Raw genomic sequence first — 25655 nt, forward strand, 5'->3', positions numbered from 1 at the left:
GGCCGGAGCGTGATGGAATCGATCCTCGATGTTCAGGAACTCACCGCCGCCTTCCGCGTCGAGGGTGCGTGGCGCCCCGTCGTGCGCAACCTGTCCTTCTCGATTGGGCCGAAAGAGACCGTCGCCATCGTGGGCGAGTCGGGCTCCGGCAAGAGCGTGACGGCTCTTTCCATCATGCGCCTCCTGCCCCGCGATACGAGCCGGGTCACGGGGCGAGTGCTCCTCAAAGGCCGTGATCTCCTGGAATTACCGAGCGCCGAGATGCGCCGCGTTCGTGGCGACGACATTGCCATGATCTTCCAGGAGCCAATGACCAGCCTCAATCCCGTGCTGACCATCGGCTTTCAGATCGCGGAAGCGCTGATGCTGCACCGGCGTCTCTCGCGGGCGGAGGCCGACGCGGAAACGGTGCGCCTGCTGGAGAAGGTGCGCATCCCGAATGCGAGAGCCCGTCTCCACGACTACCCCCACCGATTCTCGGGCGGCATGCGCCAGCGCGTCATGATCGCCATGGCGCTCGCCTGCCGGCCGAAGCTTCTCATTGCCGACGAACCGACGACCGCCCTGGACGTGACCATTCAGGCGCAGATCCTCGACCTCATCAAGAGCCTCCAGGACGAGGAGGGCATGTCCGTCCTCTTCATCACCCACGACATGGGAGTCGTCGCCGAGATTGCTGACCGAACCGTTGTGATGTTCGACGGCGAAGCGGTCGAGAGCGGGTCCACGGAGACGATCTTCGCCAGGCCGCGCCAGGGCTACACGCGCGCGCTCATCGCCTCCGTGCCGGTGCTCGGCTCGATGGCTGGGCGACAACATCCAATGCGCTTTCCTGTCGTCGATCGTGCGACCGGGATCCTGGAGCCCGCCGTCGAGACGCCGGATACGATCGTGCCGTCGACACGGCCCGTGCTCGAAGTCAAGGAACTGACGACGCGCTTCGATCTGCGGTCCGGCCTGTTCGGCCGGGTGAGCGGACGGGTTCACGCGGTTGAGAACGTCTCGTTCAGCCTCGCTCGTGGCGAGACGCTGGCGCTGGTTGGCGAATCCGGATGCGGCAAGTCGACGACGGGACGTTCCGTCATGCGGCTGATCGAGCCGCTCGCCGGCTCCGTCCGGCTCGACGGTGAGGACTTGATGGGGCTCAGCCCCCGCGAGCTGCAGCAGCGCCGCAGGCTCATCCAGATGATCTTCCAGGATCCGTTCGCAAGCCTCGATCCTCGCATGACGATCGGCACCGCGATCGCCGAGCCTCTTCTGATCAATAAGCTCGCAACGCGGCACGAGGCGCGTGAGATCGCCGCCGATCTCCTGAGCCGGGTCGGTCTCTCGCCCGACATGACCAGGCGCTTCCCGCACGAGTTCTCCGGCGGTCAGAGGCAGCGCATCGCGATCGCGCGGGCTCTTGCGGTGGGGCCGAAAGTCATCGTGGCGGACGAAGCAGTCTCGGCGCTGGACGTCTCGGTCAAGGCCCAGGTCGTCAACCTGATGCTCGACCTGCAAGCGGATCTGCACCTCGCCTTTCTGTTCATCTCCCACGATATGGCGGTCGTCGAGCGCGTGAGCCACCGCATCGCCGTGATGTATCTCGGCGAGATCGTCGAGATTGGGCCGCGCAGCGCGATTCTCGAGAACCCTCAGCACCCCTACACCCGGCGCCTCCTTGCCGCTGTCCCGGTGCCCGACCCGACGCGACGCGGCAGCCGCCATCGGGTTTCGGACGGGGATATCAAGAGCCCCATCAGGTCAGTCGACTACCTCCCGCCGGAGCGCCTGTACCGGGAGGCGTCGCCAGGCCATGTCGTCCAGGTCTGGGGCGAGGAGTGGAATGACCCGATGCTGGCCAAGGATCTTCAGGGAACGTTGGCCGGCTGACCGCTCGAGCCGTCGGGTACGGTCGGAGGGGGCCGCCCTTGCTGTTGCCGATCCGAGCCTGACGGCAGATCGCATCCAGGCCTAACGCAATCTTTTTGTCCGGTCGGCACAGACTGGGTTCGAAGCCAATCAAAGGTCCGCGTTGTGGCGATAAGCGGATCTTCTGACATGGCTCAGACCTGGTCGAACCAGGAGATTAGAAGCGGCACCTGCGCATCTGACTGAACCAGGGTTTTTACGCCACGATGAAAGCTGACCCATGGGGCAGGGCAGGAGAGAAGCGATTCTCTCTGCATTTACGAGCGGTCTGAGTTTTCCATCCAGGTCGGACCTTCGATGGCAGAGACACGGTTAGTAAGTTCGAATCCTCTCAAGACCACCATCATTCTTCCAAAATCGCTGACTTTCCAAATGGCCAGAGACAGTGGCATTCTCAATGACCTGGGCGTTGTCGACGTTTTCTCTGTCACCGAATGTATCGTTCAAAACGCCTGTAACACGCCTCTTCAGGCGGTGATTTCTCCTCGTCGAAAAATGCATTTTCCGAGCTCTGAGGGGCGGCTCAAACAGAGACCGTTGGAGCCCCAACTGAGACTTGTCTTGATGCCTGGACGTGGTGCTCAAGGTCAGCTTGTCACATGGAAGCTGACCTTCTGAAGACACGGCTGCACTTCCGCAAGTGACCCGTCGCTGACTTTGACTGGATATCTGTTTGGATGCTGCCCGACCGGAATGGGGAAGCCAAGGCTCGCTCCTAGGCTGCCGTTCACTGCAGTGGAATGTACCGCCAAAGGAGCTAAATCGCACGATGGTACTGCTTCGAGGTCTGCCCGCCCTAGGGGCGGAACATGCTGGAGAACGCCGAGGGTGAGTTGTAGCTCAGATCGACTTCACGAAACCTCCATGCATCAACGTCGAACGCACCTACAAGTTGGTCGGGTTGGTCATATCCACGCTTGATCTAGGCGGACGGTCTCCAGGAAGTTGATCACGGCTGGATGGTCAGTGTCCCGGGAGAACACATCCTAGCTTCGAGGCGCATCGTACTGCTGAAGCAGGGTCTGTAAATCACGTGCTCAACGCAATTCCTCGACAGGCGTGAAGAATTACCGAAGCTGGCGCCGGTCCATTGATATTTTTAACCAATCATAATGCCTAAAACAATATATTGGACCACGGACAATTTGGCGATGTATGCACTGGCGGCAGACCACACGTATGCGGAGACCAAAATGCTGCTGCAACCTAACCACTTGATGCTGATCCGCATCCTGCCGATGGGCTATCGCAGAGAGGCCACACCAACCGAAGAGCTTGAGGTCTGGTCGGTCCGCACGATCACTCACATTGTCAACCGGTTGCTGACTGCGCCGCGGATCCGCGCGGCGGCGGCGGCGACAAGCCATTGAGGCGAAGGAACGCCTGCCGTGAACATTCAAGTCCAACCGCATCTAACTGCCGCCAAACGACACCTCCCGTTCGAATGCGTCGCATTGGTGTTGCAGGGTGGCGGTGCGCTCGGGGCCTATCAGGCCGGCGTCTACGAAGCTCTCGCGGAGGCCGGCATCGATCCCGACTGGGTCGCCGGAGTCTCCATAGGTGCCATCAACTCCGCAATCATTGCCGGGAACCGACCTGCCGAACGGGTCGCCAAGCTGCGCTCCTTTTGGCAGGAGATTACCGCCAACCCGCTGCTCGACTGGTCCAGCGTCCTCCATACCATCACCCCCAAAGGTGATATCGCGCGCGCCCTCTTTAACCAGCTGAGCGCGACCTGGGCTCTCTTCGGTGGGGCCGCAAGTTTTTTCACGCCCCGGCTGCTGGTTCCCTGGCTGCACCCGGACGGTGCCCACGAGGCGACGAGTTTCTACGAGACCAAACACCTGAAAAGCACATTGGAGCGGGTTGTCGACTTTGACCGGATCAATGCGGGTGCGATGCGCTTCAGTGTCGGCGCCGTGAACGTGCGCACCGGCAATTTCGTATATTTCGATAACACTACGCACACAATCCATCCCGAACACGTGATGGCAAGCGGATCGCTCCCGCCCGGCTTCCCGGCCGTCGAAATCGACGGCGAATACTACTGGGACGGTGGGCTCGTCTCGAACACGCCGCTCGACTGGGTGGTCGATGCGGGCCGACGGCAGGATACACTCGCGTTCCAAGTCGATCTGTGGAGCGCCCACGGCGAACTGCCCCGCAACCTGGCCGAGGTTGCGACGCGGCACAAGGAAATCCAGTATTCCAGCCGGACGCGCGCCAGCACGGACCAGTTCAAGCGCGTGCAGCATCTGCGCAATGCGCTTGCAAGCCTCCTGTCGAACCTGCCGGATAATTTGCGAACCAGCGAGGAGGCAAAGATCCTCAGCCCGGAGGCGGATCGCAAAGCGTACAACATCATCCAGCTGATTTACCGGTCGAAACACTACGAAGGCCACTCAAAGGACTACGAGTTTTCCCGGTTATCGATGGAGGAGCACTGGCGCGCCGGTTATCACGATGCGGTTCGCACGTTACGCCACCCCGAGGTGTTGCAGTGCCCCGACGGTCAGGAGGGAGTCCGCACGTTCGATCTCGGCAAGGACGGGCGGGAGTAGCGCGCAACGAGAGTATAGAGCGCCGGGAACATCCTGCGCCGGAGATCTCAAGCGCGGCTGAGCTCAGCACCAACCTATGTGATGTGCGAGTCGGCCTGCCGCACTCGTGGCCCGCTCAATCGAAAACAGGAGAGTTTAGCTATGCACGAAGACATTGTTCGGACCAGAGCATTCGCAATGCCCCTGACCAGCCCGGCCTACCCGATCGGACCCTATCGCTTTCGCAACCGGGAGTATCTGATCATCACCTACCGCACCGATCCGAAGAAGCTTCGGGAGCTCGTCCCGGAACCGCTCGAGATCGACGAGCCGCTGGTGAAGTTCGAGTTCATCCGCATGCCGGACTCGAACGGCTTCGGCGATTACACCGAGAGCGGACAGGTCATTCCCGTCTCGTTCCGCGGCCGCAAGGGCAGCTACACCCATTGCATGTTTCTCAACGACCATTCGCCCATTGCTGGGGGGCGTGAGCTGTGGGGCTTTCCTAAGAAGCTTGCGAATCCCACCCTGCGCACTGAGGTCGATGCCCTGGTCGGCACGCTCGACTACGGTCCGGTTCGCATCGCGACCGCCACAATGGGCTACAAGCACCGGGCTGCCGATTTCGGAAGCGTCATGACCTCGCTTCGCGAGCCCAACTTCCTGCTCAAGATCATCCCGCATGTCGACGGCACCATCCGCATCTGCGAACTTGTCGAGTATCACCTGGAGGACATCACCCTGAAAGAGGTCTGGGTCGGTCCGGCGTCCCTGAGTCTGTGGCCGCATGCGTTGGCTCCCTTGGCCGAGCTACCTGTCCTGGAGGTGGTCTCGGCAACCCACATCGTGACCGATCTGACGCTCGGACTCGGCAAGGTCGCGCATAACTATCTGGCGCCATCCGAGCCGTCTCACTGGAAACAGAGACGCTACGAACCGGCGGAATGAAGTTCTCCAGTGTGCATGCTACAGGCTGCGCCCCCTGGACCAAGGCAAGCCGATCCCCAGTGCAGCACCATCACCAATGGCTCGCATGCAATGCGGGATAGCAAGCATACACCCCGGGACTGAGACGGAAAACGAAACGGGGGTGCGCTGATGGACGAAAGAGCCCTCGGCGAACTCCGGAGAGCACCATGAACACGGTTAAACCACAACGGATCCTCATTGCCGACGACAACCCGATTATGCGGGAGACACTCGCGCAGTGGCTGCGGGCTCAAGCCCATGAGGTCATTACGGCGGATACGGGCGAGAGGGCCTTTTTAGCCTTGCGTGACTGGAGCCACCCCATCAGTTGGCTGTACACGCGTGTCGTGCTGCCCGGCCTGGTCGACGGTTGGATTCTCGCTGACCAGTACCATGAGGTGCACGGGAACAGGGTTGTGATCCTGGCTGGCGCGGAGCAGCGCATATCGTCACGCGGGGATCTTGTCTTGAAACAGCCGACCGCGGTTACGGTATTCAACGCCATTCATCAGGCCCTTGTGGCCGCGGAGACGGCAACTTTCACAACGAACGCGGTCGAGACAAACCGGGCGGCCTGAGAAGCCGTGTCGCTAGCGCGGGTCTATGACCGAGATTGGAGCTACGTGATGGCTCACAACGATGGCGAACGCATTCAGGAAGGCATGGCATGACAGGCAACGCAGTGTCTTTTGCCCTGGGGGCTGTTGCCCCGCTCGCATTAGTCGGGTGGGTGTTGTTCTTCCACTGACAATGCCCTGAAAGTGCTTGGTATCATGCTGAAGTTGAAGTGTTGTTCAGTCGTCAGGATCCGCGAGACATGCAGAGTGAACGCATACGAGTAATGGTCGGATGATGGTTCGCACAAGGTGCCACACTCGATGGGCTGAGGATCGTAGGGAGATCCCTACAAGACGAGTGCTTCAGACCGAACGATTGGATACAGCAACAAGGAGGCTTCAATGACGCTTTGCTCCAAATCCGCCGTTGTGACCGGCTCAACCAGCGGGATCGGATTGGCCATTGCCCGGGCGCTCGCAAAGGAGGGCGCAAATGTATTGATCAACGGCTTCGGCGATCCGCACGATATCGAGAAGGAACGGGCTGGCCTTGAGGCCGAGTTCGGGATTAAGGCAGTCTACTCGCCCGCTGATGTGTCTAGGCCCGACCAGATTGCCGGCATGGTGCACGAAGCGCAGGAGGTGTTCGGAGCCGTGGACATTCTCGTCAACAATGCGGGCATCCAGTTCGTCTCGCCGGTCGAGGAGTTCCCAGTCGAGAAGTGGGATCAGATCCTCGCGATCAATCTCTCCTCCGCCTTCCATGCCATCCGCGCTGCGCTTCCTGGCATGAAGGCGCGCAAGTGGGGGCGCATCATCAACACGGCGTCTGCCCTTTCCCTCGTGGCCTCGCCCTTCAAGTCTGCCTATGTGGCGGCCAAGCACGGCATCGCTGGCCTCACCAAGTCGGTGGCTCTCGAACTCGCGACGCATGGTGTCACGGTCAACTGCGTCAGCCCCGGCTATGTCTGGACGCCACTCGTAGAGCGGCAGATCCCCGACACCATGAAGGCGCGCAACATGACCAGGGAGCAGGTGATCAATGACATCCTGCTGGAAGCGCAGCCCACCAAGCAGTTCGTGACCGTCGAGCAGGTGGCGGCCTTGGCCGTCTTCCTCTGCTCGGACGCTGCCAGCCAGATCACTGGCACTAATCTGTCCATGGACGGTGGCTGGACGGCGGAGTGACGGGTCGAGCCAGGAAACCGAATGGAGTGCCCCGCGGCCACGTCGCGCTGCGGGCGGACTGAAAGGCGATTTCTGCCCGAGGCCACAACCCGCAATGCCGAGAAGTCATGATCCTGGCGGCCGACGGCAGGTTAAAGGTTGCCATGACGTCCCAGCGTACATTGATCGACCAAACACGCAACGGAGGCCTGCATCTCGGATGATCCAAGCCTGAAAGAGAGCGCTCCGCCAGCGAACCTTGATATATCTTTAGTTTCCCGGATGGATCACGTGCCTCGGTGTCGCTTACCTTTGACATCGTGCTGATCCGGCCGGACGATCTTCAGGAAGTTGATCACGGCTGGATCGTCAGCGTCTCGGCGGAACACGACGTCGGTTCCGACCTGCATCGTACTGCCAGAGATGGGCCTGTAGACGACGTGCTCGCCGATGCTGACCGAGCTGACGGACGAGGGAACAATGGCCACTCCCAATCCGGCTCCGACAAGGCTCACGAGAGAAAACCCGCTGCGTACTTCATATGCAACGCGTGGCACGAACCCGATCACCAATTGGATCAACGAGCGGTCCTGTTCAATGTCGGATCCGACGTAGATAATAAATGATTCATCCGCGAGCGCTTCTCGCGGAATCCGGCTCCGCTTCGCAAGGGGATGGTCAGCTGGAAGCGCCACCCTCAGAGGCCATTCTGCCAAGCGGATCGCATCCAGTTCTGGCGGCAGCTTCCCGGTAGGACTGTCAACAAAGCTGGCGATGAACCCGATATGGATACGACCTTCCAGGAGCTGTGCGATCTGCGTGCTCGGATGGAGTTCGTGAAGCCCGAGTTCGACGTCGGGAATCTGTCGCTTATACTGCCGCAGGACTCCTGACAGAACCCCGGAATAAGACGTGTCTGCGGAGTAGCCGATCTCGATGCGACCGATCTCGCCGCGTCCGGCCCGGCGAGCCACGACGGCGGCATGCTGCGCCTGTTCAAGGGTGCGGCGGGCCTCCTTGAGAAACAGGCGTCCTGCCTCCGTCAGGGTTACTACCCGGTTGGTCCGGCTGAGGAGCTGGACACCCAGCGTGTCCTCCAGGGCCTTGATCTGGATGCTCAGAGCCGGCTGCGCGATGTGAACCCGCTCCGCAGCCCGACCAAAATGCAGTTCCTCGGCGGTCGCGACGAAGTATCGGAGCTGACGCAGATCCATTGATATGTTTCTCTAATCGCAATGCAAAAAACAATATATTAGATCTGGGCCATGCGGGCAACTAATCCCCACCCAGGCCTTCGCACGAACGAAGCCAATTAATATATTTTTCCAATCGTAGACCTAATAATAATATATTGGACCGGCACATGTAATACGCCTATCCCATCCTCATGGGCAATGGTCCCCGAGGACATCAGGGAAAGAGCACGCCATGGCATTTAGTCGTCAATGGCATAAATCAGTCTGTTGCTTGGCAATGTTTGCCGTAACAGGCCTGGCCGGCTGCCAGCAACAGACCAGCCGACCGGAGAACCCTCCAATTGCGGTTCAGGTCGAGACGGCCAGGCTGACCGACTATGCGCCAATGGTGCGGCTGACCGGCGAAGTCCGTGCACAGGTCGAGAGCGACCTGTCGTTTCGGGTGGGCGGTCGCATCACCGAGCGCCTGGTCGACGTCGGCGACCACGTGACCGCCGACCAGGTACTGGCCCGGCTCGATCCGCAGCAGCAACAGGCGACGGTGACCGCCGCCGAGGCCGCAGTCCAATCTGCCGAGGCTGTCCTCCGGCAGGCGACCTCCGCCTACGAACGCCAGAAGGCGCTGCTCGCTCAGGGCTTCACGACTAAGCGGGAGCACGATCAGGCACAGGAAGCTTATCGCACGGCCCAGGCCGCCCTCGACACTGCACGGGCTCAGCTCGGCACCGCCCGCGATCATCTGTCCGACACGGTACTGCGAGCAGGCGCCCCTGGCGTCATCACGGCCCACAAGGCCGAGACCGGGCAGGTCGTGCAGGTGGCGCAGACCGTCTTCTCGATCGCCCAGGATGGACCACGCGATGCGGTGTTCAACGTCTACGAGTCGATCTTCACCCACGAGCTCGCTAATCCTGCCATCGCGCTGACGCTGGTGTCCGATCCGTCTGTGAAAGCGACGGGCAGCGTGCGTGAGATCTCCCCGACCGTGGACCGGGCCACCGGGACCGTCAGGGCCAAGGTCGCTATCGAGCATCCGCCCGCAGCGATGACACTCGGCGCCGCCGTCGTCGGCGAGGGCCGGTTCCAGACCCGCAAGCTCGTCGTGATCCCGTGGAGCGCCCTGTCCAGCGGGAACGGCCAGCCGGCCGTGTGGACCGTCGATCCCCGGAGCAAGACAGTATCGCTGAGGCCAATCACCGTTGAAGGCTACGAGACCGGAAAGGTGGTCGTGCGTGGGGGGCTACAACCCGGAGAGATCATCGTGACCGGTGGAGCGCAGTTCCTGCGGCCCAACCAGGTTGTTGCGTTCACCGAAGGAGCGGCCTCATGAAGCCTAAACCTTTATCCTTGGCTACCCTGGGAATGATGGCCCTGCTCGCCGCCTGCCAGGAGGAGCACCATGCCGAGGCGCCGGCACCCCGACCCGTTCTCACCGTCGTTGTGGCCCCGCAAACAGCGCGGACCGTGGGCTTCGCCGGAACCGTCGAGCCCCGGTACAAGTCCGACTTGGGCTTTCGGGTGCTCGGGCGCATCATCAGCCGAGATGTCAATGTGGGCGACGTGGTCAAGAAGGGGCAGCGCCTGGCCACGCTCGACCCACTCGCCTACCAGCTGGCGGTGAGATCGGCGCAGGCTGACCTTGCCAGCGCGACCGCCCGTCTTGAGAATGCCGCCGCGACGGAGACCCGTCAGCGCACGCTGTTGCAGCAGAACATCGCCAACCAGGCGCAGTATGATGCCGCCCGGCAGGCCCGCGAGACCGCGGAGGCCGGTGTCACGAGCGCCAGGGCAAATCTCGACAAGGCCGAGGAGCAGCTCAGCTACACTGAGCTTCGCACCGACTTCGCCGGTGTGGTCACCGCCACCGCGGCGGAACTCGGGCAGGTGATCCAGCCGGGACAAACGGTCGTCTCGGTGGCTCGCCCGGACATCCGTGAGGCGGTCGTCGACCTGCCCGAGAGCATCGGGCGGGATCTCAGGCCGGAGGCCCGCTTCGATGTCGCTCTGCAGCTCGATCCCTCGGTGCGGGCGGCCGGGTCGGTGCGGGAGATCGCGCCGCAGGCGGATCCCGCCACCCGCACGCGGCGGGTGAGGATCACCCTCGACAACCCACCCGCGAGCTTTCGTCTCGGCACGACGATCACCGCCACGGTCACGACAGAGGCGGTCGCGGGGATCGAGCTGCCCGTCTCGGCTCTGCTGGAGCGCGACGGCAAGACGATGGTCTGGGTCGTCGACCCGATCACCCAGACGGTGTCGGCCCGGGACGTGACGATTGTCGCCCGGGACGGATCCTCCGTCCGGGTTCTGAACGGGCTCACCCGCGGTACGCGCGTGGTCACCGCCGGCGTGAACAGCCTGACGCCCAACCAAACAGTCAAGATCGCAGACGAGGCCTCGCAATGAACAGCCGCTTCAACCTGTCCGACTGGGCGCTCGAGCACCGCTCGCTCGTCTGGTACTTCATGATCGTGTTCGGCATTGCCGGCATCTTCGCCTACATCAACCTGGGGCGCGAGGAGGATCCTTCCTTCACCATCAAGACGATGGTGGTCGCCGCCCAGTGGCCCGGCGCGACCGTCGAGGATACGGCCCGGCAGGTCACCGACCGGATCGAGAAGAAGCTCGAAGAACTCGACTCGCTCGACTACACCCGCAGCCAGACCACGCCGGGCCAGACCGTGATCTATGTCAACCTGAAGGACACGGTCAAAAGCCGCGACGTGCCGGGCGTCTGGGTGAAGGTCCGGAACATGGTCAACGACGTCAAACGGGAACTTCCCCAAGGCGTTGTGGGGCCGTTCTTCAACGACGACTTCGGCGACGTGTACGGCAACGTCTATGCCTTCACTGCGGACGGTCTGACGCAGCGGCAGTTGCGCGATTACGTCGAGGACGTGCGGACCAAGGTTCTGACGGTGCCGAACGTCGGCAAGGTCAACCTGATCGGCGCCCAGGACGAGGTGATCTTCCTGGAGTTCTCGACGCGTGAGATGGCCGCCCTCGGCATTAATCAGCAGGACGTCATGCAGACGCTCCAGGCCCAGAACGCGATCACGCCTTCCGGCGTCATCCAGGCTGGTCCTGAGCGCATCAGCGTCCGCGTGACCGGACAGTTCACCTCGGAGGAGAGCCTGCGCAACCTCAACCTGCGCATCAATGATCGCTTCTTCCGCCTCAGCGACATCGCCACCATCAGCCGCGGTTACGTCGACCCACCGCAGGCGCTGTTCCGGTTCAGCGGCCAGCCCGCCATCGGGCTTGCCGTCGGCATGAAGACCGGCGCCAACCTGCTGCAGTTCGGCGAGGCGCTGCACAAGCAGATGGACAAGATCACCGACGAATTGCCCATCGGCGTCGGGGTCCATCTCGTGGCCGATCAGCCCATCGTGGTCGAGGAGGCGGTCGGCGGCTTCACCAAAGCCCTGTTCGAGGCGGTGGTGATCGTGCTGGTGGTCAGCTTCGTCAGTCTCGGCATGCGGGCTGGGTTGGTGGTCGCGCTGTCGATCCCGCTCGTGCTCGCCATGACCTTCGTGGTTATGCAGTATACCGGCATCTCGTTGCAGCGCATCTCGCTTGGCGCTCTCATCATCGCGCTCGGTCTTCTCGTTGACGACGCGATGATTGCCGTCGAGATGATGGTGGCGCGGCTGGAGGCCGGCGACACGTTGCGCAAGGCTGCCACTGCCGTCTACACCTCTACGGCGTTCCCGATGCTCACCGGCACACTCGTCACCGTTGCGAGCTTCATCCCGGTTGGGCTCAACACCAGCAACGCGGGCGAGTACACCTTCACGCTATTCGTGGTGATCGCGGCCTCGCTGCTGCTGTCGTGGATCGTCGCAGTGCTGTTTGCGCCCTTGATCGGCGTAACGCTGCTGCCGAAGACGATGAAGAAGCATCACGACAAGCCGAGCCGCCTGATGACGGCGTTCTCGCACCTCCTTGCCGGCGCTATGCGCTGGCGCTGGCTGACCATCGGTGTGACAGTGGCGATGTTCGGCCTCTCGCTCTACGGCATGAAGTTCGTCGAGCAACAGTTCTTCCCGTCCTCGGACCGCAACGAGCTCCTGGTCGACTTCAACCTGCCGCAGAACGCGTCGATCACCGACACGAGGGCGCAGATGGACCGCTTTGAGGCCAAGCTCATGGGTGATCCCGACATCGAACACTGGTCGTCCTATGTCGGCCAGAGCGCGGTGCGGTTCATTCTCTCCTTCGATCCGCAGCCGTCGAATGCATTTTACGGCCAGATGGTCATCGTGACCAAAAGTATCGAGGCCCGTGAGCGCCTCAGGGCCAAGATCAAGACTTGGGCTCGGGAGGAGTTTGCCGGCCTGGACGTGTACGTGGACCTGCTGGCGCTGGGTCCGCCGGCCGGACGACCGGTGCAGTACCGGGTCAGCGGACCGGACGTGCAGAAGGTACGGGACCTGGCGCAGCACCTCGCGGCTCTCGTGGGCGAGCATCCCCGGGTGAACAACATCACCTTCAACTGGAACGAGCCCGCCCGGGTCGTGAAGGTTGACGTGCTCCAGGACAAGGTCCGCCAGCTCGGCGTGAGCTCGCAGGACATCGCAGGTGCCCTCAATGGCGTCGTGGGCGGCACGAGCATCACCCAGGTGCGCGACTCGATCTATCTGGTCGACGTGGTCGGCCGGGCGCGCGCCACCGAACGGCAGTCGATCGAGACGCTCCAGAACCTGCAGCTGCCGGGCAAAAATGGCCAGTCGGTGCCGCTGGCGGCGGTCGCGACCTTCCATTACGAGCTCGAGCAGCCGGTGATTTGGCGTCGCAGCCGCGTGCCGACGATCACGATCCGGGGCAGCATCGTCGATGCGGCCCAGCCGGCGACGGTCGTCCAGCAACTCGAGCCGAAGGTGCAGGAGTTCATCCGCACGCTCCCGGCGGGCTACCGGGTGGCGGTGGCCGGCCCCGTGGAGGAGAGCGCCAAGTCGCAGGGCCCGATCACAGCGGTGGTCCCGCTCATGCTGTTCATCATGGCGACGATCCTAATGGTTCAGTTGCAGAGCTTCTCGCGGTTGTTCCTGGTGGTGGCGGTGGCCCCGCTCGGGCTGATCGGCGTGGTGGCGGCGATGCTGCCCAGCGGTGCTCCCTTGGGCTTCGTGGCCATCCTGGGCGTGCTGGCACTGGTCGGCATCCTGATCCGCAACTCGGTGATCTTGGTCGTGCAGATCGAGGACCTGCGGCGCGAGGGCTGGGCACCATGGGAGGCAGTGGTCGAAGCTACCATGCACCGCACGCGGCCGATCCTGCTGACGGCGGCGGCGGCGAGCCTGGCGCTGATCCCGATCTCGCGCGAGGTGTTCTGGGGACCGATGGCCTACGCCATGATGGGCGGCATCATCGTGGGCACGGTGCTGACTCTTCTGTTCCTGCCGGCGCTATACGTGGCCTGGTTCCGCATCAAGGCACCCTCCCAATCCAAGGTGGAATTGCCAGTCCCCGAGGCGGTGCATGAGCCGGCATAGAGCACGATAACCCGATTGGCTGGCATTCCGGACCGTGGCCCTGTGCCCCTGTGCCTTGGTCCGCGCGAACGTCGGCCCAAGCCCCAGCGGCCGCAATCCGCCGGGGCTACACCCCCTGCATGCAAAAGAGGAGCGAATCCCATGCCCAGCAACAATCCGCCTCTCAGCGACAGGCGCCCTCATGATCTCAGGAGCACGCTCACGAAGAGTAAGATCCTGGAGGGCGCCCGTCAGGTCTTCCTTCTGAACGGCTATGCCGGCACCAGCATCGACCAGATCATCAACCAAGCTGGTGTCTCGAAAGGGTCGATCTACCACTACTTCGACAGCAAGGATGTCCTGTTCAATTCGCTGGTTGCCGCGGAAGCGGAGAGAATCGCGCGGGCATTGCCCTCTATCGAGCAGGATGACTCCGACCCGTGCTCCGCCTTGCAGCAGATCGGGATGGCCGTTCTCGAAACCCTGAACAATCCGGTCACCACCGCTACTCTGCGCCTGATCATGGGAGCGCTTGGCCGGTTTCCCGGGCTCGGAGAGGAGTTTCTTCGGAACAGCCTCGGCCCAACAGTGAATGGGATCGCAGCCTATCTCGACGTCCAAGCGACTGCGGGCACTCTTCAGATCGGCAACAGCCGGGCCGCGGCGGAGGAGTTCGCCAGGCGGTGCCTGGCGCACGTGATGGAGCGTGTTCTGGTGCCCCATCAACCTTGCCTGACAGAAGCGGAATGCACAGCCATGGTCGAGGATATTCTCCGCAACTGCGACATCCGGTGGCGGGATGCCGTCCCGCATAACGGGGGCGCCTGTCGTCCCCTCCGATGACTGGAAAGCATGATGTTCAGGTGGTTCTCGCTCATCCTCACTGTGTCGATCTCATGCGGCACCCTTTACGTCGCATTGTTCCGATAGCCAAACGCTGAAATCTCGGCTGACAGGCCGATTGGATGCTCAGACCCGGATCAGTATGATGGACCTCAATCCACAGTGGATCACTCTCATCTCGGCCTCCACCGCGATGATCGCGTCGATTGCCGGGCCGTTCGTCAACACGCGGATCGCCAGGTTCGAGTTCAAGGCGAACGTGCTGTCGGTCAATCGTCAGAAATGGATCGACACGATGCGCGATCTCGTGGCGAGCCTCAACTCCCAACTCTTGATCGCGGCAGCGCTCCGTCAGACCATGACCGAACCATCGGGCGTCCTCATCGCTAGGGATCCTGAGCTTTCCAAGCGCGTGGAGAACCTGCTGCGGACCGTCTCCAAAATTGAGCTCATGCTCAACCCGCTTGAGCAGGATCATCAGCAGCTCAATGTCCTGATGAAGGAAGCGATTGACCAGCTTCGCTCTCCTTTGCTGGAGGATGGTGTTGAGGACCGCATCGAGGCCATCAGCCGCGACATTACCCAAGTCTTGCAAGGAATCCTCAAGCACGAGTGGGCTCGGGTCAAACGGGGCGAGTAACGGCATGGCCGCGGGTTGCTTTCACCGCAAGTCCGGTCAGCAGCAGGGACCCTTGGAGCATGCCGACGATGCGGCAATGGATTATTCATCATCGCTCACTCACCGTATGGCCGGGAGGAGAACGGTTGGGGCTAATGGAATACAGTTGTTCATTCGGCGGCATCGCAGGGATGCTGGTTCATACATCCGTCCTTCCAAGACAGGCTGGCGCGTTGCCCTTCTGGTCTGCCCTGCGATCACTTTGCTGGTCGCAGGGTCTCCTGTCTTTGCCAACGAGTTCGATCCGCTTCTCGCCTATGAGGAAGCAAGAGCTTTGAACGACCAATGGCAGGCTTGCGCCGCCTCTTTCGTACGGGAAAAGATCCATTCGCGACAGTATCCAGAGATCCTTGCAAAAGAGGCATTAGAGCGATGCAAGGCGCGCGAGGATGGGCTTAGCAGTTTCCTGGTTACGAGAGTAGGGAGAACAGGAGCGGGCAACGTGATGGCACTGCTGCTCGAGAAGTATCGATCGGGTCTGGCTGCCGCCATCATGGAACTGCGTACACGCCACTAGGGCATCGAACAAGAATGCGTTTCACTTTTGGGACTAAGCCGGCCCCCTGAAGCTATCTGCGCTGTTCGTGGCGAGAGAGAACGGTCATCGGGGCTGAATAAGGAGGCTCGCAGCACTTCCTACGGTTTGCGCCGCTCCCGCCGCCACGGCTTCCAAACGGTTGCCAACGCTGGTTTTATCCCCCGAAATCGTCTGCCCTGCCACGAGTCGCTCGCCGAGCAGCCTGACGACCTCAGGGCTTTCCGCGAACTTGCCATGATTGAGCGGGTCGCCGCTCTTGAGCGCCGTCAGGTCGAGGACCGTCACCCCGGCTCTCTCCAGTTCGGCTCGATAGGGCTCGACAGCTGGATTGATCTGGCCCAGCCGGTCGACATCGCCGCCGATAAGGCGCGACACGCTAAGGGCTTGATCGTCCTGCGAGACGAACAGCGTAAGCTTCGGACGGGGCAGGCCCAGTTCCTGCGACTGCCGGCGAAAGACATCAATGTCGAGATCCGGCGACGCCAGAATGACGTTCCTGATCTTTGGCGCAACACGACCATCGCGGATCGCCATCTGACGCAGGGCCTCAGTCACGAGCCAGCTTCCCATCGAGTGAGCCATAACCGTGACATCGCCGACGGAAGGATCCTGAGCAGCTCGCCGCAAAACTTCCTCGAGCTGCGTCCGGGAGTAGTTCGTGCTTTCCCTGTCATAGGCATAATCCAGGACATTAGCCCGCGAAGGCCAGGTGAACAGGATCGGCGCGACATCAGCGTGAGAATCGTGCACGATCTGAGCGAAGCGGTACACCGCCTCTTCATAGCGGTTGTTGAATCCATGCACGAAGATCAGGACGCGGCGGCTGTGTGGAAGATGCTGATTCAACCATCCGCGAATCTCACTGAGGTCGGACAAGGTTTTGACCTTTGTCGTCGCGAACTCTGTCGAAGGATCCGGAGGCAGGCGCTTCGGCCACTGCACCTGTCCGACCTGCCGGTTCTCCTCCGGCGGGATAGAGACCGTGATTTCGGTCGTCTGCAGTCCTTGACCGCGCTCTCCTGAGAATAAGACGCCCGGGTCCGATGTCGGGGCCCGTGTGGTGGCGACGAGAAGGTTCACCCGCGAGGAGCCTGGAACGATTGCTTGAACCGGCGTTAAAACTCCTTTGGGCAGGCCCGCACATCCCAACACACCCATGCAGAGGGAAAAAACAGCGACGAGGTGCATCGCTTGATTCAGGGTACGAGGCTGTTTGGGCGGCCCTAATGTCTTGAGAGTCAGTTTCATTAGCTGCTATTTCGACTAATCAAGCCACGCGGGCATTTCTTAATTTGAGCACGAGGTTTGTCTGCTCGGCGCGTTCGACAGGCCCAATTCCGCGAGAGGAAGTGAGAGGAGGAACTTTCCAGCATCGCCTGCAACAACCAAGCTCCAGCTGATCAAGTCTTGCTCCTGCTCTGGACCTTCCTGCAGTAGTTCTTCAATCGCTCTGAGAGCTTCAGTATGAGCCATCGCGAGGTCTGTTACCTCGATGCCGTATGGATCGGCCAAGAATTTCCGGTCATTTACAAGATGGAAATAACAGCGCATGGATTGATCCCGGCAATGGGCTAAACGGTTACCCCTAGAGAAAAAATTGCTTGGCTTTGAGATTGAGCCCTAACACGAATGAATGAGCATTCGGCTCAGAACTCCTACGCTGAGAGCAACGCCCGGCGAAGCAACAGGCGTTGCTCTTGCTGCGCGAACGTTGCGCCCCTTTCTCATTTCTTGTCCCTCAGTGAAGATGGACTGGCATTAGGAGGTGCGGGAAGCGCTGGGCATCGACCTCATTCGGATGTAAAGCAAACTTCGCCACAAACGCTATTCAGGTCCAATATATTGTTTTTCATCTTACGATTGGGATAAAATATCAATGATTAGTGGTGACGTATTCGTGGATGGGCTTGATCATCACCGCACGCCTCTTGGCGTACTAACCGAATCATGAATCCCAAACGCCCGGATTTGGCACGAGGCTGACCTTCGCCGAAATTCCGCGTTGTGGCGATAAGCGGACCTTCTGACCTGGCTCAGTCCTGGCCGAACCAGGAGATTAGAAGCGGCACCTGCGCATCTGACTGAACCAGGGGCTTTACGTCACGATGAAAGCTGACCCATGGGGCAGGGCAGGAGAGGGATGGTTCTTTCGGCATTCACGAGCGGTCTGAGTTTTCCATCCAGGTCGGACCTTCGATGGCAGAGACACGGTTAGTAAGTTCGAATCCTTGCACACCCACCAAGCAGTCCTCCGAAAATCACTGAATTTCCAAATGGCCAGAGACAGTGGCATTTCTCAATGGTTTAGCTGGATGCGGGCCGTCTCTCTGCCCCGGTTCTCGGCAGTTGAGCGCTTTCTGTCCGCTTCTTTCGCCGGCGTTTTCTCCTCCTCGAAAAGCGCATTTTCCGGGCTCTGGGAGTGGCTCAACAAAGACCGGTTCGAACCGCGACTGAGACTTGTCTTGTCCCGGACTTAGTGCTCACGGTCAGCTTATCGTGTGCAAGCTGACTGTCTGATGCCACGGCTGCACTTCCGAAACTGACCTTCTGACGTGTGAGGGCCCATCCGGCATTAATCCAACAGCGAGTAGAAGTGTGTCGCTCAGAAGCTATCGCTCAGGCTGCACAACCAGGGCAGAGTGCGATCGCCGCCATTCGCTTGGCGATGCCTGCACCATCCGCGCGAAGACGCGGTTGAAGTGGCTCTGGTCGGCGAACCCGCATTGGCTCGCGACCTCCTCGAGGGGAAGCGTCGTGCTCCTGAGCAGACCCTGTGCGACCTCGATGCGCCGCTGCAAGAGCCACTTGTGCGGCGGCATGCCGGTCGTTATGCGGAAAGCACGGGCGAAATGGCTGCGGGAGAGGCCGCACTCGCTGGCGAGCCGATCAAGCGCGACGTTGCCGTCCAAATGTGCCGTCAGGATTTCTTTGGCACGGCGCTCCTGCCAAGGCGCGAGTCCGCCGCGCTTGAGCTGGATCCGGATTGGCGCGTTGCCGTACGTGCCGGCGAGGTGCGAGAGCAGGGCCAACGCAACGTATTCCACGAACAGGGAGTTGGCTTGCTCAGGTCGCTCCAGCGCGGGCAGCAGGCATTCTCCCAGGCCCTGGACGCGTGCATCGTCGACGGGAACGCCGAGCGGCGTACCGATCGACCCGAAACGCGGCAGCCCGTGCTCATCCGTAATCCCATCGAGGGCCTGGCGCGGCAGATACATCGCCACGCAGTCCATGGGATCGCGCAGGAACGAGGCATGCCCGAGGTTCAGGTCAAGCAACGTGAACTGCCCACCTCTGACCGGACTCATCGGCACCGAGCGACCGTCCACCCAGTACGGATTGGTCGGGATGTCGCGGCGCTGCAAGCACACGAGATGCGCATCCTCCCGCAGGATCTCCGCCGCAACCCCATCACCCCTGTCGTCCCATTGAATGCGGGTCGCTGCGAAGGTCGCCCGTTGGAGGACTTGCACCGTCGTGGTCGGAGGGTCGTCGGCCCCAACGGACTTGCCCAAGCGCTGGCCATAGGCTCCGGTCGCCATTCGTGAGCTCCATTCACATCACATGCCCGTGAGGGCTGATGCTGCGGGTCATGAGTGAGGCCCGAAATCGAGCACTAACGTACAAAACGCAGCACTCGCAGCACTAGCGAGCTCGATCAGGGTCGCGGAAAATTAGCGTGTAGTTCCCCACGTGTCGACACAGCGTCGGCCAAGCACGGCTGCCATCCCGACCAGGAGCCACCATGACCAAATCCAACCATGATGCCCCCTCGGGCCAGGAACGATCATTGTCGGGAGACGACGCGTCCCAGCGCGGACCCTCCCGCCGCTCGATCCTGCAAATGGCCGGAGGAGCGGCTTCCCTTGCCGCCGCCCCCGCAGCGATCGCGCAACCCGCGTCATCGGACAGTCCATCGACCGCACCGACAGCGCGTGTCCGTCTGGTCGTCAACGGCAGCGCACGGGAGCTCGAGATCGATCCCCGGCAATCGGTCCTCGACGTCCTGCGGGAGAGGCTCGACCTCACCGGGACGAAGAAGGGCTGCAACCAGGGTGCGTGCGGTGCCTGCACCGTGCTCATCAATGGGCGGCGGGTGACCTCGTGCCTGACGCTGGCCGTCATGTACGACGGCGCCGAGATCACCACGATCGAGGGGCTGGCGAGGGGTGATGAACTGCATCCGCTCCAAGCCGCCTTTATCGAGCACGACGGATTCCAGTGCGGCTTCTGCACGCCTGGCCAGATCATGTCGGGTGTTGCGTGCATCGCCGAGGGCCATGCCACCTCGCCCGAGGAGATCCAGTTCTGGATGAGCGGCAATATCTGCCGCTGCGCCGCCTATCCCGGGATCGTCGCAGCAGTCGCCGACGCAGCAGGGAGGACCTGACGATGCTTCCCTTCAGCTTCGAGAAGGTGCAGACCGAGCAGGACGCGATCCGCGCAGCCGCGGCGGGCGCCCGTTACATCGCAGGCGGTACCACGCTCATCGATCTCATGCGTGACGAGGTCGAACGGCCCGAGCGTCTGGTCGACATCAATGCCTTGCCGATGGCCGACATCCGCGCGGATGGGTCCGACCTCGTGATCGGAGCGCTTGCCCGCATGAGCGATGTCGCGGCCCATCCGGAGACGAAACGCCTCCAGCCCCTGATCGCCGAGTCCCTGATCGAGGGGGCCTCGCCGCAGCTGCGCAACATGGCCTCGATGGGCGGCAACCTATTGCAGCGCGTGCGCTGCCCGTACTTCAGGATGCTGGACGCGGCCTGCAACAAGCGCGATCCCGGCTCGGGCTGTTCGGCCATCGATGGCCTCAACGCCGGTCATGCGATCCTCGGAACCAGCGACCACTGCGTTGCCACCCACCCATCCGACGTTGCCGTCGCTCTGGTCGCGCTCGGCGCCACGATGCGGGTGCGAGGGCCGGGCGGCGAGCGCAGCTTCCCGGTCGAGGAACTCTTCCGGCTTCCCGGCGACACGCCGCATCTCGAGCACACCCTGCGTCCCGGCGAGCTGATCGTCGAGATCCGGGTGCCGGGCGGGCCGTACGCCCGGCAGGCCCGCTATCTCAAGGTGCGCGACCGTGCTTCCTACGAGTTCGCGCTCGTTTCCGCGGCCGTGGCCTTGGAGACGGAAGGCGACACCATCCGCCAGGCCCGCGTCGCGGTGGGCGGTGTCGGCACCCGTCCCTGGCGCATGCGGGCGGTCGAGGAGGCGCTCAGGGGCAAGGCCACAGGCCGCGATGCCTTCGAGGCGGCGGCTCACCTTGCGCTGGAGGGAGCCCGGCCGCTTTCGCACAACCACTACAAGGTCGAGCTGCTGCCGCGGACCATCGTCCGCGCGCTCGAGATGGCGGGAGGAACGGCATGACCACTACCTTGATTGGAAAACCGGTCACCCGCGTCGATGGGCGGGCCAAGGTCACGGGCGCCGCCCGCTATGCGGCCGACTTCAACCAGCGCGCCCAGCTCCATGCCGTGATCGTCAGTGCCACCGCCGGCCTCGGCCGGGTGACGGCGTTGGAAGAAGCCGCCGTGCGGGCCATGCCGGGGGTCGTCGAGATCGTCAGTCACCTCAACGCCCCGCGCCTGGCCTATGGCCCTCACAAGTCGTTCATCGATCCGGAGGTCGGGGAGCGGCTGCATGTCCTTCAGGACGATCAGGTGCGGTTCTACGGCCAGCCCGTCGCAATCGTCGTGGCCGACACGCTCGACCACGCGGAGCGGGCCGCCAACGCGCTGCGCATCAGCTATGCGGCCGAGCGTCCCATCGTCGACCCGCGCGATCCGAAGGCGCAGGCGGTCGAACCATCCGGTTCCGGGAGCCATTCCCACGCAGCCCGTGGGGATGCGGATCGGGCGCTGGCAGATGCCCCCGTGAAGGTGGATGTGACCTACGACATGGCACGCGAGAACCACAACCCGATGGAGCCGCACGCGGTCGTCGCCGCGTGGGATGGCGACAGGCTGACCTTGTGGAGCAAGAGCCAGTTCGTGGTGAACGAGCAGGCCGAGATCGCGGCGATCTTCGGCATGCCGACCCAGAACGTGCAGGTGATCTGCCCGTTCATCGGCGGAGCCTTCGGAACATCCCTGCGGACATGGCCGCACGTGACCCTCGCGGCCATGGCGGCCCGGCAGGTCGGGCGCCCCGTCAAGCTCGTCCTGACCCGCAGGCAGATGTTCTTCACCACAGGCCATCGGCCGCGGACCCTGCAACGCGTCGCCATCGGCGCGAGCCGAGACGGGCGGATCACGGGCATCATCCACGAGGGTAACGGCGAGACGAGCCGCTACGAGGAGTTCACCGAGGCGCTGCTCTCCGCCACGAGCTACATGTACTCGTGCCCCAACGTGCGCACGAGCTATCGGTTGACGCCGCTCGATATCGGGACGCCCAATCACATGCGAGGCCCGGGTGAGTCGAGCGGGATGTTTGCTCTCGAATCCGCGCTTGACGAACTCTCCTACGCGCTGGGCATCGACCCGATCGAGCTGCGCCGCCGCAACGAGCCGACCATGGACGAGGGCGAGAACAAGCCCTTCTCCAGCCGCTCCCTGGTGCAGTGCTACGAACGCGGTGCCGAACGCTTCGGCTGGTCCGAGCGCACGCCGACACCGCGTTCGATGCGGGATGGTCGGCTCCTGGTCGGCATGGGTGTTGCCTCCGCCACCTATCCGGTATGGTATCTGCCCACGAGCGCACGCGTCCGGCTATATGCGGACGGCACCGCCGCGGTCGAGGTCGCGGCAAGCGACATGGGGCCAGGCACCTACACCTCGATGACGCAGGTGGCGGCCGAGACGCTCGGCATCCCGGTCGAACAGGTCCGCGTCAGCATCGGACGCTCGGACTTCCCGCCCGCGCCCCCGCATGGCGGCTCGATGACGATGGCCTCCGTCGGCTCGGCGGTTCGCGCCGCCTGCCTCGCAGCGCGGGATGAGGTGACCCGGCGCGCACTCGCGGACCAGCGTTCCCCGGTCTTCGGTGCATCCCTGGACGGCGTCGAATGGATCAGCGGAAGCGTACGCCGGCTTGGGGACGCCTCCGCGGGGCAGTCCTATCGCGACATCCTCGCGGGCAGCGGGCAGCCGATCGAGGCGCATGCCTCGAACCACCGCGATCCCGAGGCCGCCCAGCGCTACTCCATGCATTCGTTCGGAGCCGTGTTCGCGGAGGTGGCGATCGACCCGGACGTCGGCACGATCCGGGTGAGGCGGGCCCTCGGCGCATATGGAGCGGGCCGCATCGTCAACCCGCTGCTGGCCTCGAGCCAGTGCACCGGCGGCATGATCGGCGGCATCGGGATGGCCCTGATGGAGCAGACGGCCCTCGACGCGCGCGACGGACGTCCGGTCAATGCCCACATGGCCGATTACCTCATGCCAGTGAACCTCGACATCGGGCAGCTCGAGGCGCTGTTCGTCGACGAGGACGATCCGCACGTCAACACGCTCGGGGTGAAGGGCCTCGGCGAGATCGCCCTCGTCGGAATGGCCCCTGCGATCGGCAATGCGATCTACCATGCGACGGGCAAGCGTGTGCGCCACCTGCCGATCCGCATCGAGGACGTCCTGACCGCTTGAGGCGGGAAGCCGCGATGGGTTCGCGAAGGGTTCGGGGTACAGCCAGCCTGATCATGGGATTGGACGGACAATGCTTCAATGCGCTCCTGTCATTCAAGTCGATGACCAGCCAGATAGCCTCGATGGCGGCTTTGCGACTGCCGACGCCACGACCCCGCTCGATGTCCTGCGGTTCGTCATGGAAGCAGCACAGCGCAGTCAGCAGGTTGCCCTGGTGACGATCACCGGGCTGACCGGTTCGTCATCCCGCCCGATCGGGGCACTGATGGGCGTAACGGCGGATGGCAGCTTCGCCGGCTCGTTCTCGGGCGGCTGCATCGAGGCAGCCGTCGTTGCCGAGGCACGGGAGGCGATCCGGGCGGGGCAGCCCCGGCAGGTGCGCTACGGTGCCGGTTCCCCTTACATTGACATCAGGCTCCCGTGCGGCGGCGGAGTGGATCTGCTGTTCCAACCCAATCCCGATCCGGGCGAGATCCGTGAGGCCGTTGCCTGCCTTGAGAGGCGGGAGTCGCTGGTTCTCGCGCAGGGCAGGGCGGGCGGCTTATGCATTCTTCCTGGCTTGGGGCGGCAGGGGCTTGGCTGGCAGATGCCGAGATGGCAGGGAGAGACGTTCATCTCCTCGTATGCGCCGCCATTAGGGCTTGTCATCGTCGGGCACGGAGCGGAGAGCCTCGCGCTGGTTCGGCTCGCTCTGACCTGCGGCACCGCGCCGACGCTCTTGTCGCCCGACGAGCGGCTGCTGGCGCTGGCTACGGCATTGGGCGCCCGCGCGAACCCCCTCGCGAACTCCCGCCCTCCGCCGGATCTGCAAGCAGATCCCTGGAGCGCCCTCGTGTTCCTGTTCCACGATCATGCCTGGGAGACGTCGCTTCTGGAGCAGGCGCTGACCCAGCCCTGGTTCTTCATCGGTGCGATGGGAAGCCGACGGACGCACGCCAATCGGGTAGCGACACTGCGCGAACGCGGGTTGCCGGAAGAGGCGCTCGCGCGCATCGTTGCGCCGCTCGGCCTGATCCCTTCGGCGCGCGATCCCGTCACGATGGCGCTCTCGGCAATCGCGCAGGTGGCTGATGGCTATCGGCGGGCAACGGTCATGACGTAGCGGATGCTTCACGGTTTCGCCCTCGGCATGTCGAAAGGGCAGCACGGCCCCCGTGCGGATGAGGGCTCCGGATAAGGCCGTGCTGCTGAGCATGCTACCGAGGACGGTCTCGTGTTCTGCACCTGCGGTCGAGGTTGTCCGCCCGAGATGCATGCCCAATCGAGGTCGTGGCGCGATCCCGCATGGAGAACGGCAGGCGCGCCGGTGTGAAGGATTCTCGAAGACCCCGTTAGAAGGGGAGCTTCGCCCCTTGGCGACATCCCAGACCCGCTGTGAGGGTCTGTTTGTCGCGTGGCGGTGTCATCGAGAGGGGGGACATGGCGGGGCCTTCGAGCAACGGAGAATGGCCGTAAAGCCGAACGGCCGCTAGGCCGCCTTGCGGCAGGCCTCGCCGATCGTTTCCGTAATCTGCTGGCGTACGGCCGCGATGGCCTGATCGCGCGCCTCGGGTCCGAAGGCCAGCTTCTCCGCCCGGAGGAAGGTCACGTCAGTGATGCCCATGAAGCCGAGAAGATTGCGGAGGTGGGGCTCCTGCGAGTCCATCACCTGCGCCGGTCCCTCGCTGTAGAGGCCGCCGCGGCTCTCGATGACAAGGGCGCGCTTGCCCTTGAGAAGGCCCTCGGGGCCGCTTTCGCTGTAGCTGAACGTGATGCCGGCCCGCAGCACATGGTCGAACCAAGCCTTCAACGTCGACGGCATGCCGAAGTTGTACATGGGCGCCCCGATGATGAGGGTATCGGCGGCCTTGAGTTCGGCGATCAGCCCGTCCGAGAGGGATTGGGCGGCTGCCTGGGCCTCGTTGACGGGCTCCCCTCCGCGCAGCGCCGTGGCGGAGTCAATGGTCAGGTGCGGAACGGGTTCGTGGCCGAGATCCCGCGTGATGACCCGCAGGGCGGGATCATGGGACCTCAGGCGGGCGACGGTTTCCTCGACGAGCTGGCTGGACACGGAGGCCTCGCCGAGTGCGCTGCTGGTGATCACGAGAGCTGTGGACATATGACGATCCCTCCAGGGGTTTTGGTCATTGCGGTGCGCTCGATTTAGTGGTTCATGACATGCTGCATAAGACGCATATTCCGCACCACGCTGTTGCCTG

At 62.8% G+C, this 25655-nt stretch carries 21 protein-coding genes; 16 read left to right on the forward strand and 5 right to left on the reverse strand.

What is annotated here, in order from left to right:
• The first annotated feature begins 12 nt into the window (after window positions 1-12).
• The 6 genes from ACUXUR_RS14405 (at window position 13) to ACUXUR_RS14430 (ending at window position 7168) form a co-directional block, all read left to right on the forward strand.
• Window positions 13-1875, forward strand: coding sequence for an ABC transporter ATP-binding protein (locus tag ACUXUR_RS14405; RefSeq protein WP_445503125.1), 1863 nt, complete (start codon window positions 13-15; stop codon window positions 1873-1875).
• 1232 nt (window positions 1876-3107) lie between these two features.
• The gene (locus ACUXUR_RS14410; RefSeq protein WP_445503051.1) at window positions 3108-3284 is read left to right on the forward strand and encodes a hypothetical protein; all 177 of its coding nucleotides are present in this window, start codon (window positions 3108-3110) and stop codon (window positions 3282-3284) included.
• An 18-nt stretch (window positions 3285-3302) separates the two neighbouring features.
• Window positions 3303-4475 carry a patatin-like phospholipase family protein gene (locus tag ACUXUR_RS14415; protein WP_445503052.1) on the forward strand — a complete coding sequence of 391 codons (1173 nt, stop codon included), beginning with the start codon at window positions 3303-3305 and terminating at the stop codon, window positions 4473-4475.
• Window positions 4476-4616: 141 nt separating this feature from the next.
• A complete protein-coding gene (locus ACUXUR_RS14420; RefSeq protein WP_445503053.1) occupies window positions 4617-5402 on the forward strand; it encodes an acetoacetate decarboxylase in 786 nt (261 codons plus the stop codon).
• Between the two features lie 188 nt (window positions 5403-5590).
• Complete coding sequence (locus ACUXUR_RS14425) at window positions 5591-6001, forward strand: response regulator (protein WP_445503054.1); 411 nt, start codon at window positions 5591-5593, stop codon at window positions 5999-6001.
• A 381-nt stretch (window positions 6002-6382) separates the two neighbouring features.
• Window positions 6383-7168, forward strand: a complete 786-nt coding sequence (locus ACUXUR_RS14430; RefSeq protein WP_445503055.1) for a 3-hydroxybutyrate dehydrogenase — start codon at window positions 6383-6385, stop codon at window positions 7166-7168.
• Between the two features lie 266 nt (window positions 7169-7434).
• Here ACUXUR_RS14430 and ACUXUR_RS14435 read toward each other — a convergent pair whose 3' ends face one another.
• On the reverse strand, window positions 7435-8361 hold the full coding sequence (locus tag ACUXUR_RS14435) for a LysR substrate-binding domain-containing protein (protein WP_445503056.1): 927 nt from the start codon (window positions 8359-8361) through the stop codon (window positions 7435-7437).
• Window positions 8362-8620: 259 nt separating this feature from the next.
• On the opposite strand from ACUXUR_RS14435, the gene ACUXUR_RS14440 reads away from it, so the two are divergent.
• From ACUXUR_RS14440 to ACUXUR_RS14465, 6 genes are all read left to right on the forward strand, one after another.
• Window positions 8621-9673, forward strand: coding sequence for an efflux RND transporter periplasmic adaptor subunit (locus tag ACUXUR_RS14440; RefSeq protein WP_445503057.1), 1053 nt, complete (start codon window positions 8621-8623; stop codon window positions 9671-9673).
• Window positions 9670-10749: an efflux RND transporter periplasmic adaptor subunit gene (locus ACUXUR_RS14445; protein WP_445503058.1), complete on the forward strand. Its 1080-nt coding sequence runs from the start codon at window positions 9670-9672 to the stop codon at window positions 10747-10749. The genes ACUXUR_RS14440 and ACUXUR_RS14445 overlap by 4 nt, the downstream gene beginning before the upstream one ends.
• Window positions 10746-13835 (forward strand): efflux RND transporter permease subunit, encoded by a 3090-nt coding sequence (locus ACUXUR_RS14450; protein ID WP_445503059.1) that lies wholly within the window; start codon window positions 10746-10748, stop codon window positions 13833-13835. The genes ACUXUR_RS14445 and ACUXUR_RS14450 overlap by 4 nt, the downstream gene beginning before the upstream one ends.
• 141 nt (window positions 13836-13976) lie before the next feature.
• Window positions 13977-14657, forward strand: a complete 681-nt coding sequence (locus tag ACUXUR_RS14455; RefSeq protein ID WP_445503060.1) for a TetR/AcrR family transcriptional regulator — start codon at window positions 13977-13979, stop codon at window positions 14655-14657.
• A gap of 142 nt (window positions 14658-14799) precedes the next feature.
• Window positions 14800-15297, forward strand: a complete 498-nt coding sequence (locus ACUXUR_RS14460) for a hypothetical protein (RefSeq protein ID WP_445503061.1) — start codon at window positions 14800-14802, stop codon at window positions 15295-15297.
• A 4-nt stretch (window positions 15298-15301) separates the two neighbouring features.
• The gene (locus ACUXUR_RS14465) at window positions 15302-15853 is read left to right on the forward strand and encodes a hypothetical protein (RefSeq protein WP_445503062.1); all 552 of its coding nucleotides are present in this window, start codon (window positions 15302-15304) and stop codon (window positions 15851-15853) included.
• An 84-nt stretch (window positions 15854-15937) separates the two neighbouring features.
• Here ACUXUR_RS14465 and ACUXUR_RS14470 read toward each other — a convergent pair whose 3' ends face one another.
• The 3 genes from ACUXUR_RS14470 to ACUXUR_RS14480 all read right to left on the reverse strand — a co-directional run bounded on the left by ACUXUR_RS14470 (window position 15938) and on the right by ACUXUR_RS14480 (window position 19413).
• Window positions 15938-17062, reverse strand: a complete 1125-nt coding sequence (locus ACUXUR_RS14470; RefSeq protein ID WP_445503063.1) for an alpha/beta hydrolase — start codon at window positions 17060-17062, stop codon at window positions 15938-15940.
• Between the two features lie 99 nt (window positions 17063-17161).
• Window positions 17162-17425 carry a DUF6894 family protein gene (locus ACUXUR_RS14475; protein WP_445503064.1) on the reverse strand — a complete coding sequence of 88 codons (264 nt, stop codon included), beginning with the start codon at window positions 17423-17425 and terminating at the stop codon, window positions 17162-17164.
• A gap of 1058 nt (window positions 17426-18483) precedes the next feature.
• Window positions 18484-19413 (reverse strand): helix-turn-helix domain-containing protein, encoded by a 930-nt coding sequence (locus ACUXUR_RS14480; RefSeq protein WP_445503065.1) that lies wholly within the window; start codon window positions 19411-19413, stop codon window positions 18484-18486.
• Between the two features lie 302 nt (window positions 19414-19715).
• Here ACUXUR_RS14480 and ACUXUR_RS14485 point away from each other — a divergent pair, with 302 nt between their 5' ends.
• The 4 genes from ACUXUR_RS14485 (at window position 19716) to ACUXUR_RS14500 (ending at window position 24559) form a co-directional block, all read left to right on the forward strand.
• A complete protein-coding gene (locus tag ACUXUR_RS14485; RefSeq protein ID WP_445503126.1) occupies window positions 19716-20261 on the forward strand; it encodes a (2Fe-2S)-binding protein in 546 nt (181 codons plus the stop codon).
• 2 nt (window positions 20262-20263) lie between these two features.
• On the forward strand, window positions 20264-21241 hold the full coding sequence (locus ACUXUR_RS14490; RefSeq protein WP_445503066.1) for an FAD binding domain-containing protein: 978 nt from the start codon (window positions 20264-20266) through the stop codon (window positions 21239-21241).
• Complete coding sequence (locus tag ACUXUR_RS14495) at window positions 21238-23457, forward strand: xanthine dehydrogenase family protein molybdopterin-binding subunit (RefSeq protein ID WP_445503067.1); 2220 nt, start codon at window positions 21238-21240, stop codon at window positions 23455-23457. The genes ACUXUR_RS14490 and ACUXUR_RS14495 overlap by 4 nt, the downstream gene beginning before the upstream one ends.
• Window positions 23458-23527: 70 nt before the next feature.
• Window positions 23528-24559 (forward strand): XdhC family protein, encoded by a 1032-nt coding sequence (locus ACUXUR_RS14500; protein ID WP_445503068.1) that lies wholly within the window; start codon window positions 23528-23530, stop codon window positions 24557-24559.
• A 366-nt stretch (window positions 24560-24925) separates the two neighbouring features.
• Here the strand turns inward: ACUXUR_RS14500 and ACUXUR_RS14505 are convergent, their stop codons facing one another.
• Entirely contained in the window at window positions 24926-25555 is a 630-nt protein-coding gene (locus tag ACUXUR_RS14505; protein WP_445503069.1) for an FMN-dependent NADH-azoreductase, read from the reverse strand.
• Window positions 25556-25655 lie beyond the last annotated feature (100 nt).

Source organism: Microvirga medicaginis, assembly GCF_052658925.1.